This is a genomic window from Actinoplanes italicus (assembly GCF_003001815.1).
In the GTDB taxonomy this organism is placed as follows: Bacteria; Actinomycetota; Actinomycetes; order Mycobacteriales; family Micromonosporaceae; genus Actinoplanes; species Actinoplanes italicus.
Genome location: NZ_PVMZ01000002.1, coordinates 486,948 through 499,243, shown reverse-complemented (window position 1 = coordinate 499,243; position 12,296 = coordinate 486,948). Strand labels below are relative to the sequence as shown.

General features: G+C 71.4%; 11 protein-coding genes. 3 read left to right on the top strand and 8 right to left on the bottom strand.

The genetic code is table 11. The features are described 5' to 3' along the window. Positions 1–1,149: an FHA domain-containing protein gene (locus tag CLV67_RS06295; RefSeq protein ID WP_106316176.1), complete on the bottom strand. Its 1,149-nt coding sequence runs from the start codon at positions 1,147–1,149 to the stop codon at positions 1–3. Between the two features lie 142 nt (positions 1,150–1,291). On the opposite strand from CLV67_RS06295, the gene CLV67_RS06290 reads away from it, so the two are divergent. Then, positions 1,292–2,050, top strand: coding sequence for a hypothetical protein (locus CLV67_RS06290; RefSeq protein ID WP_106316175.1), 759 nt, complete (start codon positions 1,292–1,294; stop codon positions 2,048–2,050). 16 nt (positions 2,051–2,066) lie between these two features. On the opposite strand, the gene CLV67_RS06285 is transcribed toward CLV67_RS06290, so the two are convergent. Next, on the bottom strand, positions 2,067–3,107 hold the full coding sequence (locus tag CLV67_RS06285; protein ID WP_106316174.1) for a 1-acyl-sn-glycerol-3-phosphate acyltransferase: 1,041 nt from the start codon (positions 3,105–3,107) through the stop codon (positions 2,067–2,069). 1 nt (position 3,108) lies between these two features. After that, a complete protein-coding gene (locus CLV67_RS06280; protein WP_106316173.1) occupies positions 3,109–3,966 on the bottom strand; it encodes a patatin-like phospholipase family protein in 858 nt (285 codons plus the stop codon). A 66-nt stretch (positions 3,967–4,032) separates the two neighbouring features. Here CLV67_RS06280 and CLV67_RS06275 point away from each other — a divergent pair, with 66 nt between their 5' ends. Together CLV67_RS06275 and CLV67_RS06270 are read left to right on the top strand one after the other, a co-directional pair. Next, positions 4,033–4,395, top strand: a complete 363-nt coding sequence (locus CLV67_RS06275; protein WP_106316172.1) for a MerR family transcriptional regulator — start codon at positions 4,033–4,035, stop codon at positions 4,393–4,395. Then, positions 4,377–4,724, top strand: a complete 348-nt coding sequence (locus CLV67_RS06270) for a thioredoxin family protein (protein ID WP_106316171.1) — start codon at positions 4,377–4,379, stop codon at positions 4,722–4,724. Before CLV67_RS06275 ends, CLV67_RS06270 begins: the two co-directional genes overlap by 19 nt. Here CLV67_RS06270 and CLV67_RS06265 read toward each other — a convergent pair. From CLV67_RS06265 to CLV67_RS06245, 5 genes are all read right to left on the bottom strand, one after another. After that, positions 4,721–4,936 carry a hypothetical protein gene (locus CLV67_RS06265; RefSeq protein WP_106316170.1) on the bottom strand — a complete coding sequence of 72 codons (216 nt, stop codon included), beginning with the start codon at positions 4,934–4,936 and terminating at the stop codon, positions 4,721–4,723. The two genes, CLV67_RS06270 and CLV67_RS06265, sit on opposite strands and share 4 nt — an antisense overlap. A gap of 40 nt (positions 4,937–4,976) precedes the next feature. Then, positions 4,977–8,144, bottom strand: a complete 3,168-nt coding sequence (locus tag CLV67_RS06260) for a cyclic nucleotide-binding protein (protein ID WP_106316169.1) — start codon at positions 8,142–8,144, stop codon at positions 4,977–4,979. A gap of 250 nt (positions 8,145–8,394) precedes the next feature. Next, positions 8,395–9,918, bottom strand: coding sequence for a S1C family serine protease (locus CLV67_RS06255; protein ID WP_106316168.1), 1,524 nt, complete (start codon positions 9,916–9,918; stop codon positions 8,395–8,397). 39 nt (positions 9,919–9,957) lie between these two features. Next, a complete protein-coding gene (locus CLV67_RS06250; protein ID WP_106316167.1) occupies positions 9,958–11,547 on the bottom strand; it encodes a sensor histidine kinase in 1,590 nt (529 codons plus the stop codon). Between the two features lie 9 nt (positions 11,548–11,556). Next, complete coding sequence (locus CLV67_RS06245) at positions 11,557–12,270, bottom strand: response regulator transcription factor (protein ID WP_106316166.1); 714 nt, start codon at positions 12,268–12,270, stop codon at positions 11,557–11,559. Positions 12,271–12,296 lie beyond the last annotated feature (26 nt).

Here is a 12,296-nt window from a genome sequence, read left to right as displayed (position 1 = left end):
TCAGCGGCCGACCGGCCGGAACGCCATGGTCGGCGCCTCGCCCATCACCGACTCGGGCTGGACGTTGCCGCCGCTGGCCCAGAGGTTCGACCGGCCGATGAGCACCGCGTGGTAGAGCTCGACGATGTCGTCGTCGGCCAGGACCCGGCTCTCGTCGCGGCGCAGGGTGATCCGCGCCTCATCGTCCATCGAGCCGCCCGGGCGTACACCCGAGCCGTTCATGCTGATGTCCGTCACCGTCACCTGGCCGCCGCGCAGCGTGAACTGGACGTGCCCACGGCTGATCCACTTCCGGGCGTCGTCGGTGAGCCACTGACCCAGCATCACGCCGGATCCGCCCTCGGGCGCCCGGCCGACCACCATGGCCCGGTCCTCGGAGACCACGAACCGCTGCCGGATCACGCCGTCGATGCGGACCGAGAAGACCTCGGTCGCCGGGCGAGGACCGACGTCCCTGAGGCGCTCACCGTGCCGAGGACAGGTCGGCGCGCCGGAACGCAGTGCCGGCGGCGGCTGCGAGACCGGGCTGGTGTAGGTGCGCATGTCCGCGAACGGGCTGTCCGAATCGCCGCCGTCGCCGTAGCTGTTGCAGCTCAGCGACGGGCACCGCCACACACGGGCCAGCAGCCGCTCGCCCAGCGGGGAGCGCGGCACCGGGGGCGTCGCCTCGCCGCGGCCCACCCGGGCCACGAGCGTCGGGCCGCCCTGCGCCGACACCAGTGCGAGCAGCCGGCCCGGCTCGGTCACCCACGGGCGGCTGGCGCGGAACCGGTCCTCCCGGTCACGGGTGAGCACCGGCAGGCCGAGCATCTCGGCCACCTCCAGCACCCGGTCACCGACCTCCGGAACCACCTCGACCTTGCCGTCGTCGGCCCAGCGGCGCACCACCATCCGCTCGTTCGAGGTGAGGTCGGTGTCCGACAGCAGCCCACGCGGCGTCACCACGTAAACCGGGACGTTCTCCTCGGAGACGTAGCGGCCGAGCGCGTCCACCAGCAGACCGAGGCGGACCAGACTGGCCGGGCGGCCGCCGTCGAGGTCCGCGTAACGGACAACCTCTCCCAGATCCACCACAGCGCGAGCGAGCGCCGGATCGGTGGTGAGCCGGGCCTCGATGGCGTCGAGGACCTTGCTGACCTCGAATCTCACGGGTCCTCCCCCTGTACGTACGCGTGCGGGACACCTGAAGAACCATCATGCCTCTCCCATGATCGCCCGGAAAACCGGGCCGCGTCCTGTCGGACCCTGCGGCTATGGTGGGCGCCGTTCGGACATAGACGGGGAGACACATATGAAGTTCCAACGGCTGGCTGTCACGACGGTGACGCTCACCGCGGTCGCACTCGGGCTCGGCGGCTGCAATTCCGGGACGGGCGACTCCGGCTCCACCGGTTCCGCGCCCGCGACATCGAGTGCACCGGCCGTGAGCGCACTCGACGAGTTCGTCGCCGCGTCGAAGAAGCTCTCCGGTGAGACGCTGCGGATGAAGATGTCGATGCCGGGCGGCATGGAGGCCACCGGCGTCTCCGACTTCGCGAACCGCAAGGTCGAGATGACCATGACCGTCGCCATGGGGTCGGAGCCGATCAAGATGTCGGTGCGACTCATCGACCAGACCCTCTTCATGAAGTACGGCGCCGCCCCTGAGTGGATGTCTGTCGACGTGTCGAAGCTCTCACCCGGCAACACGCTCAACCCGGAGAACATGTTCAACGCGGAGGCCCTGGTCTCGGCCGCGACTCAGGTCGAGCGGAACGGCGACTCGTTCAGCGGCACGATCGACATGACCAAGTCGCCGACCGCCGACCCCGCGTCACTCAAGGCGTTGGGGGCCAAGGCGACGGCGGTGCCGTTCACGGGCAAGGTGGACGGCGAGGGCCGTCTCACCGAGATGGTCGTCGACATGAGCGGCCTGGGCGCGGGGGCGAGCAGCATCACCACGAAGTACTACGACTTCGGCACCAAGGTCGAGGTCGAGGCGCCGCCGGCGGCTCAGGTGAAGCCGATGCCGGCGGACATGCTCAAGGCGTTCAGCACCACCGGGGCCTGACCGTGATGGTGGGCCCCTATCGGGCGCGCGGCGTCCACAGGGGCCGAGGGTCGGGCTGATGCTCGTCGATCCACGCGTCGATGCGGGCCCACCACTCGTACAGCCACTCGGTCCGCTCCTGCTCGCCGGTGGGCACCTCCTCCGGCGGCACGCTCCAGAAACGCATCACCAGACGCTTGTCCATCGGCAGCTCACGCCACACGTCGGCGACCGAGAGCATCCGGTCCAGGCCGGTGTGCGCGACGAAGATCACACCGGCGTCGGGGGCGGCGTCGATCGCGGCCAGCAGGCCGCCCGGCTTCGGTGGCAGCAGGTTGCGCAGATTCTCCGCCTTGACCGCCATGTCGTGCAGGCCGCGGGCGCGGAGCCGGGCGATGGCGTTGACCTTGCGGCGCGGGGTGAAGTTGCCACCCTCCGGGAAGATCACGAAGGCGTCGTTGTCGTCCAGGCCGGTGGCCAGCTCGCCGATCTGTTCCTCGAGCGTCGCGGTCACCGTGCGGCCGGGCGAGATGAACCGGTTGGGCAGGCGGTTGAGCAGCACGTCCACGGCCGGATCCCACTGCAGAGCCGCCTTCAGCACGATCCGCGGCTCCCTGGCGAACCAGTTGACCAGCCCGTGGATCAGGGTGAACGAGTCGCCGGGGCCGGCGTGCCGGCTCACCACGATCTCCGGGCGGCCGGGCTGGGCGGTGTCCGGATCGGTGCCGACAACGTCGATCTCCAGGTGCAGCGACCACCGCGCGAACCAGAACAAGATCTTCAAGAACCGCCCAGTGAGTACGTAGTGCGCGCGCTGGAACCACGGCGAGCGGATCTTCCAGCCGAAGCCGGAGACGATCCAGAGCACGCCCAGCGACACCAGTGCGATCGCGTCCCACACCAGGTAGACGATCAGCAGGAACACCAGACGCGGCACCCGCAGCCGGCCCGGCACCAGCGGCGACACCGCCAGGGCCAGCAGCAGCCAGATCGGCAGTGTGGTGACCAGCAGGAACGCCAGCACCACCACGGTCGGCGCGATCACCAGGCGCCGGACCCAGACCGGGGGCAGTCCCATGTCAGCGGCCGTCCGGCAGCGGGTTGACGTTGGCGCTCAGGTAACGCCGGGAGGCGGTGTAGGCGCGGCTGATCCGGCGGCCCACCGCGGCCATGTCCCGGTACGCCCACGGCGAGTCGTCCCGGCCGCCGTCACCGTCGCTGTTGCCGCTCGGGAGCACGTGCACCCGTACATCGTCGGGCAGTGACGCAAGCTCCCGGGCGAACCGGTGCCGTCTCGCGATCTCGAACGCCACCTGTGCCACCTCCCACGGCCGCTTCGGCACGCTGAGCTGCCGCTCCACCCGGCCGACCTGGAGCACGAAGATCAGTTTGGCCCCGATCCGGACGGCCTCGCCGATCGGGATCGAGTTGACGATGCCACCGTCCACATAGTGCTCGCCGCCGATCTCCATGGGCGGCAGCAGGCCGGGCACCGCCGACGAGGCGAGCACCGCGTCGACGAGCGGTCCACTGTCGAACCAGTGCTCGGCGGCCCGCTCGATGCTGGCCGCGCAGCAGTGGAACGGCACCTTCAGGTCGGCGAAGGTGACCGACTCGCCCAGTTCGCTCTCCAGCAGGCGGCGCAGCGGCCGCGGCGAGTGCAGGTGGGTCCGGGCCGCGAATCGCCGCATCTGACGGCCGAGCGAGTCGCCGTAGACGGCCGCGGCCTCCGGCGACGTCCAGAGACGGACCAGGCGCTCGGTGACGCCCTCGGTGGGATCCGAGGCGACCAGGGCGCCGTTGACCGCGCCGATCGACGTGCCGACCACCACGTCCGGCCGGAACCCGGCGCGGAACAGCGCCCGCAGCATCCCGACCTCGACCGCCCCGAGCACGCCGCCGCCACCCAGCACGAACGCCACCGGACCGTCGACCATGTGTCCATCCTCCCACGATCTTGCGGGCTTGCCTTGACGCCGGTGTCAGGGCCTACCGTCGACTCCATGCTGATCGGAGAGCTGGCCGAGCGGGCCGGGACTAGCCCCCGCACGCTGCGCTACTACGAGGAGCACGGGCTGATCCACCCACGCCGGGACGCCAACGGCTACCGGCAGTACGACGACGGTGAGCTCCGCCTGGTGCACGAGATCCGGTCGCTCCTCGCCGACGGGTTCGGCGTGGACGACATCAAGCCGTTCGTCGCCTGCCTGCGGGCCGGCAACAGCGCCGGCCACGTGTGCCCGGACTCGGCCGCGGTGCTGCGCCGCCGGCTGGCCGAGGTGGACGGCTATCTCGATCAGCTCACCGTGGTCCGGGATCGTCTGCGGACCCAGTTGGAGGAGATCAGATGCCAGATGAATCCCTGACCGTCGTCACCGACGAGACGTTCGCCGAGGTAGTGCTGGGCGCCGGCACGCCGGTCCTCGTCGACTTCTGGGCGCGGTGGTGCCCGCCGTGCGGCCCGATGACCCGGGTCCTGGGCGAGCTGGCGCCCGAGTTCGAGGGCAGGCTCCTGATCGCCACGTTGGACGTGGACACCAACCCGGAGACCACCCTGAAGTACCGGGTGATCTCCATGCCGTCGCTGCTCTTCTTCACCGGCGGCGTCGTGACCTCGACGATCGTCGGCGCCCGGCCGAAGTCGATGCTCCGGCAAGCGATGACCAACGCCCTCAGCCCGTACGTGAACAGCTAGTCCAGCTCGGGCATCGCGACCGGCGCGGGGCGCGGATGACACGTGCCGCACTGCACGGCGTCCTCCACCACCAGCGCCTCGGCCCGGTCCCGTCGCACCGACCGGGTCACCTCCAGCAGGTACGGCCCGAACCGCGCGTGCTCGGCGCACACGGCCCGGCCGCAGAACCGGCACGTCGCGCGCGCTCCCTCGGCGCAGAACCAGCACAGCATGGGCGGCCACTCCTCACTATCGTCGCGGGGCCGCCCGCTGTCAGCTGACGGACGGATCCGCGGGGTTCTCGGGATCGGTGGTCGGGTCGGTCGTCGGGGCCGTCGTCGTGGGATCGGTCGTCGGCGGCGTCGTCGTCGGCTTCGTGGTGGGTGGCGTCGTGGTCGGCTTCGTGGTCGGCGGCGTCGTCGTGGGCCTCGTGGTGGGAGCCGTCGTGGGCCGCGTGGCCGGAGCAGTCGTGGGCCTCGTGGCCGGACGGGTCGTCTCGCCGGTCGGGGTCTCGGTGTCCGGATCGGGCGTCTCACTCTGCACCGTATCCGGGGAGGTCGAGGTCTCCGGTGACTCCGGGGCCGACTCCTCGGACGGCCACGGCTCCTCGACCGGCGACTCGCTCGGCTCGGCCTCGGACGGCGGCTTGACGGTCACGCCGTCACCACAGTTCAGACCCGCTCCGTCGGCGGCGTTCTCGGCGCCGCCGACGGTGACGGTTCCCGACGACACGCTGACTCCGGCCTGGTCGACCGAGTACCACGCCCGTCCGTCGTTGGCGACCTCTCCCTGGCTGCGCAGCACGGTCAGCTCCAGCGGAGCGAACGCCCCGCTCGAACTACTCGTGTCGGCCAGCAGCCGCCCGTTCTCCAGGGTCAGCCGGCCGGACGGGGTGGAGGTGCGGCCGTTCTCCACACCGACCGCGTCGATCTCCAGCCGCGAGCCGCCGCAGAGCACCACGGCCGCGCCACCGGGGAAGGTCAGCAGGGCCACACCCTTGCCGGGTACCTCGACACCGCCACCCGCGGCCAGGTAGCGGCGGTCACCGGCCGGCAGGGAGACCTTCCCGCCGCCCGAGTTCGCGCTGACGGTGCCCCGCTGCACGCTCAGCAGCACCCGCTCGGCGGGCATCTCGGCCCATGCCGGGCCGCTGCTCACGTTGATCAGCACGCTGCCGAGGGCGAACACCAGGAGCAGGCTCACGAAGCCCCACATCCGGCGTTCGAAGTGCCGGTCCACGTCGTACTGCTCGTCGGCGTCCGGCGGGCCGGGCGGAACCGCGAGCGGCGGGTGCGCCGAGCCGGGCCGGGCCACGGCCGGGGTGCTCGGGCGCAGCGCCGGCATCGGGACGCCGGGGCCGTACATGCCGATCAGCGGAGGAAGGTCGGAGGCGTCCGGGATGACCCAGAGCCGCACCGGGGTCCGGGCCTGCGCCACCATGCCGGGGCTGCCGTCACCGACCGGGCCGACCAGGGTGCCGCGCCGCAGCTCGACACCGTCCGGCATGGCGATCACCCCGGACTCGACGACCACGGCGTGGGTCGGGCCGGGCAGGATGACCGGCGCTCCGGGGTCCAGGTCGAGCGGGTGCGCGGCGGCGATCAGCGCGAGACGCTGGTCCTCCTCCAGCGCGGCCAGCGCCGGTGTGTCGCCGAACAGGGCCTCGGCCTCGGCGCGCTCCTGCGGCGGCGGGCCGGGCATCGGGCCGATCACGGTCGCGACCGTGGAGGCGGGCAGGGACAGCAGCGTCACTCCGGCGGTGTGCCAGTCGAGCTGGGCGCTGCGCCCGGTGAGCGCCGTGGCCAGGCCGACGACGCCGCCCGGGCCGACGTGGTGGCGGATGGTGCCGCCCGGATCGCCGGGGCGACGGCCGTGCATCGCGCCCTCGACCACCACGAAGACGGCGCCCTGGGTCTCCCCGGCGAGCACCAGCTGACGACCGGTGGGCGGACGGAACCAGCGGGCCCGGCTGGCCAGCGCCTGCAGCGACGGCTCCGGCAGACCACCCAGCTCGGAGGCGCGCAGCGCGGCCACCCGGCGGGGCAGGTCGGTCTCGCGGTCGCGTTCGGCGGCCTGCTGACGCACCCGGCCGAACGTCCGCACGACGCGGCCGAGCAGAAAGTAGAGCGGTGGCGCGACCACGCCCAGGACGATCACCAGCAACAGCAGGCGGCTGGCGAAACCCTCGTACCAGAGACCGACGGCGAGACCGCGGATCCGGTCGGTCCACAGCCGGTAGCCGAGACCGGCGGCGCTGACCAGCCAGAGCACGCTGAGCACGCCGTAGAGGGCGACGAGCCGGCCCTCCCGGTCCAGCATCCGCCAGCGGGGGCCGCGGAAGCGCAGGCGCCCGGCCGTCCAGGCCAGCCCGCGGGCGCGTACGTCCGGGATCTCCAGCCAGTCCATCAGCAGGTACTTGCCGTCGAGCGGCAGCAGCGGACTGAGGTTGAAGAAGGTGTGCAGGTAGAACAGGAAGGCCAGTTTGAAGGCGAGACCCGCGACGGCCGGTACGGCGAACCCGGCCACCTGCAACAGACCGGCCAGCCCGAGCGCGGTGGCCGGACCGGCGGCGGTGACCGCGATCCGAGCCCGGCGCCCGGCCATCCAGACGTCACTGGTGTCCACGAAGACCGAGGGCACGCCGAAATAGAGCATCAACCCGGCGGCCGGCACCTCGCGTCCGACCCGTTTCGCGGCCAGCGCGTGCCCGAACTCGTGAACCGCCAGGACGAACACGTTGAGCAGGACGAGGGTGACCGCGCCGAGCAGGTACGAGTCACCGACCAGGAAGAGTGACCGGCTGCCCTGCTGCCAGGCGGCGGCGAACAGCAACAGCCCGGCGGCGGCCAGCAGGGCGCCGATCCAGACCGCCGGACGGGTGAACAGGAACCGCCCCACCGAGCGGTAGAGCGCCGTCACCACCCCGTCCACGGGGAAGGACAGCACCGCACGCCCGCGCGCCGCGGCCACCAGCGACTCGCCGACCCGCCGGGGCAGCGGCTCGCGGCGCATCTCACGCAGCGGGCGGAAGGCGTCCATCGGGAGCTCTTCGAGCATCCGGTTGGCGGCGAGGTCGGCGACCACCCGGCGGACCTGGTCGGGGGCGAGGCGGCCGGCGATCCGGGCGAACTCGGCCACCAGCCGGGCCACCGTGCTGTCGCCGTCCATCATCAGCGCGAGCTGGTACTCCTCCGGGGTGAGCCGCAGGTACGAGCTGCGGCCGCCGTCCTCCGGCGAGCGGAGCATGACGTACCGGCCGCCGCGCACCGCGGTACGGTGCCGGACCTCGATGCCGGAACGCAGGACCGGGCGTGCGCTGGCCGGGTTGAGCCGGTCGGCGACGGTGTGCCAGAGCCCGGTGTCGGCCGGGCCCGACGGAACCCCGGGGGCCCGTCCGGCCAGGGCTTCCCAGACGTTGGTCCGGGTCTCGACGTACGTCAACTCAGGGGGCCTTTCACTCCGCCGTGGCGAACACCGCGCGACCGCACCGGCGGACGATGGCTTCGCCGATGGCGAATGGAGATTAGGCGGTTGCCTGCGTGAACGCGAGTCCTCGGCGGTAAATCCTTCCCCTTGACCCCGAAAGGTCCTGAATCCCGCGGACTCACGTTCGGGGCGGAGGACGGTAGAACGGCGGGTGACGCGCCCACCCCCGGGTCACGTCACCCGCCGTAGCGGAAAGGGTTCGTCTCTACTGGGATTCCTGCAGGGTGACGGTGACCGTCTGCTCGCTGCCGTTACGGGTGAAGATGAGGGTCATCTTCTGGCCGACGGTGCCCGCCTGAACGGCCGCCACCAGGTCGTCCGAGTCCTCGATCGCCTTGCCGTCGACCTTGGTGACCACGTCGCCGCGCTGGAGCTGGGCCTTGGCGGCAGCGCTGTTCTCCACCACCGCGCTGACCGCGGCGCCGCCGTTCTCCCCGTTGGTCACGCTCACGCCGAGCGCCGGGTGGCTGACCTTCTTACCCTGCATCAGGGCCTCGGCGACCTGCTTGGCCTTGTTGCTCGGGATCGCGAAGCCGAGACCGATGTTGCCGGTGTTCGAGCCGGAGGTGGCGATCGCCGAGTTGATGCCGATCACCTCACCATTGGTGCTGACCAGCGCGCCGCCGGAGTTGCCCGGGTTGATCGGTGCGTCGGTCTGCAGCAGGCCGGTCATCGTGGTGGGCGCCTGTTGCTGCTGCTGGCTGCCCCACGGGCTCTGCTGCTCCTGGCCCTCACTGCTGGACTTGATGGTGCGGTCCTTGGCGCTGATGATGCCGGCCGTGACCGAGCCCTCCAGGCCAAGCGGGCTGCCCAGGGCCAGCACCGTGTCACCGACCTGGATCTGGGCGCTGTCACCGAAGGTGGCGGCCTTGAGGTCGGTGACCCCGTCGGCCTTGATCACGGCGAGGTCGGTGCGCTCGTCGGTGCCGACGACCTTGGCCGCGGTCTTGGTGCCGTCGGCGAAGATGACCGTCACGTTCGCGTTCTGCGCCGTCGAGACGACGTGGTTGTTGGTGACGATGTAGCCGTCGGCGGTGAGCACCACACCGGAGCCCTCGCCGGAGCCGGTGGTGATCGAGACGACGCTGTCCTGGACCGCGGCGGCGATCTGGGCCAGCGACGACCGGTCCACCACCCGGGTGACCGAGGAGTTGCCGGTCTGCACGGCGGCGGGCGAGGACGACGAGTCACTCAGAGCCACCGCGGTGGCGGCGCCGATGCCGCCCGAGAACAGCGCGATCACCAGGGCTGCCGCGCCGGCCACAAGGACCTTCCGGCCACCGCCGCGGGGCTTCTGTCCGCCGGTGCCTGCCTGCGGAGGCCAGCCGGGCGGCACGTTGCCGGCTCCGGAGGCCTGCGCGGCGGCGGCCGCGTGCCAGGCGTGGTAGGCCGCGTGCTGCTGGGAGTACTCGCCCTGCTGGCCGTAACCCTGCGGGGACTGGTAGGCGTAGTGCGGGTGCCCGTAGGGCACACCGCTCGCCGGCTGCGCGGTGACCGGCTGGGCTGACACCGGCTCGCCGCCGGTGGGCTGGCCGGTGGCGGGCTGCTGCCAGGGCGACTGCTGGGCCGCCCAGGGATGCTGCTGCTGGGGTGCCGCGGACTGGGGAGCATCTGACTGCGGGGCAACCGGCGGCTGCGCAAGCGTCGGCTGCTCAGACTCCACCCGCTCCGCGCTGGTGTTGTCAGCGGCGGCGTCCGCGGGCCGCGGGTTGGTCTCGTTCTCGTTCATGTCACTAACTCTGCCCTGTCGCACTCGTACCGAACTGTGTTACTCCTGGACGTTTTCTGTGAACCCTTTATCCGGATTTATGGTGGGCAACAAGACGCGGAACGTCGCTCCCTGGCCCGGTTCCGAGATCACCTGCACGGAACCTTCGTGTGCGCGCACGATGGCGGCCACGATCGCCAGCCCGAGCCCGGTGCTGGTGGCCTCCCGATCGGTCCGCCGGGTCCGGGCCTCGTCCACCCGGTAGAACCGCTCGAAGACCCGCTCGGTCTGTGCCGGGCTCAGGCCGGGGCCCGTGTCCGAGACCTCGACCACCGCGTGGTCGCCCTCACCGGCATAGAGCCGCAGTGTCACCGCCGCGCCGGCGGGCGTGTGCACCAGCGCGTTCGTCATCAGGTTGCCGATCACCTGGCGTAGCCGGGCGTCGTCGCCGTACGCCACCAGCTGTTCCGCCGAATCGCGTACCTCAAGATTGATCTCCCGTTCCGGAGCCGTCGCCTGCGCGGCCTCGACCGCGTCCAGGGCCAGCACCGGCAGCTCCACCGGGGCCAGCGTGAGCGGGCGCTCCCGGTCCAGCCGGGCCAGCAGCAGCAGGTCCTCGACGAGCAGCCCCATCCGGGCGGCCTCGTCCTCGATCCGGCGGACCAGCTGGGCCACCTGCGCGGGGTCGGAGACGGCACCCTGCCGGTACAGCTCGGCGAATCCGCGGATGGTGGTCAGCGGGGTGCGCAGCTCGTGCGAGGCGTCCGCGACGAACTGCCGCATCTTGCCCTCCGACTGCAGCGCGCGGGCCTCCGACTCGAGCGCCCGCGCCTCGGACCGCTGGGCCGCGTCGGCCGCGTACCGGGCCGCGCTCTCGGAGTCCGCCCGGGCCCGGAAGGCCGCCTCGATCTGGGCGAGCATCGCGTTCAGCGCCTCGGAGAGCCGGCCCAGCTCGGTGGTGGGATGGCCGCCGGACTCCTCCGGGTCGGGCACCCGCCGGGTGAGGTCACCGGCCGCGATCGCCGCCGCGGTCCGCTCGACCTGGATCAGCGGGATGAGACTCTGCCGCACCAGGGCCGCGCCGACGGTGGCCAGGGTGATCAGCACGCCGACACCGACCAGCACGTCCACCAGGACGAGGCGGGCGATCACGTCGTCGACCCCGGTCATCCGCTGGCCGACGTGCATGACCGCGCCGTCCGGAAGGACGACCACCAGCATCCGCCACATGTACTTGCCGTTCTGGCCCTTGACCGTGTACGGCTTGTCGGCGTGCTTCTCGATGGCGTCCACGCCGCTGAGCAGCAACGGCGGATCCTCCGCGTCGACGCCGAAGCCCGCCCGGCCGATCCCGTCCTGGCCGCTGACGCCGGTGAAGGCGACCAGATAGTCCGGCGGGGTGTAGTAGTGGATCCGCCGGACGTGCACGATCGTCTCGTCGTTCTTGGCGTCCTCGACCATGGTCCACAGCTGCGAGTCCATCCGCGTGACCATGTAGTCACTGAGGAAGTAGGTGCTGGCCGCGCTGATCAGGGTCAGCGCCGCGAACACCAGCACCAGCACCGAGGCGACCAGCTTGGTCTGCAGCGAGATCCGGCGCAGGCCCCCGTTGCGCGGGATCCGGCTGCGGACCCGCTCGGTCAAAGTCACGCCCGGCGCCTAGACGGCTGGTTTGCGGAGCACGTAACCCACGCCGCGCAGGGTGTGGATCAGCCGCGGCTGCACGTTGTCGACCTTGCGACGAAGATACGAGATGTACGACTCGACGATGTTGTCGTCACCACGGAAGTCGTATTTCCACACGTGGTCCAGGATCTGCGCCTTGGACAGCACCCGGTTGGCGTTGAGCATCAGGTAGCGCAGGAGCTTGAACTCGGTCGGCGACAGCTGCACCCGCGAGCCGGCCCGGTAGACCTCGTGCGTCTCCTCGTCGAGCTCGAGGTCGGCGAAGACCAGCCGGGAGGGCTGTTCGTCACCGGCGTTGGTGCGGCGCAGCACCGCCCGGATCCGGGCGGTGAGCTCCTCGAGGCTGAACGGCTTGGTCACGTAGTCGTCGCCGCCCAGGGTCAGGCCGCGGATCTTGTCGTCGGTGCCGTCGCGGGCGGTGAGGAACACCACGGGGGTCCGCTGCCCGCCCTCGCGCATCAGACGGATCACCTCGAAGCCGTCCAGGTCGGGCAGCATGACGTCGAGGACGACGAGGTCGGGGGTGGAGTTGCGGGCGGAACTGACGGCCGCGCTGCCACTGGTCGCGGTGGTCACCTCGAACCCGGCGAAGCGGAGGCTGGCGGAGAGCAGCTCGAGGATGTTGGCGTCGTCCTCGACGACGAGCAGCTTCGCCTCGCTCTGCTTGGGCTGGGTCTGGGTAGCCATGCGGCCCATTCTTTCCCCGGCCGCTG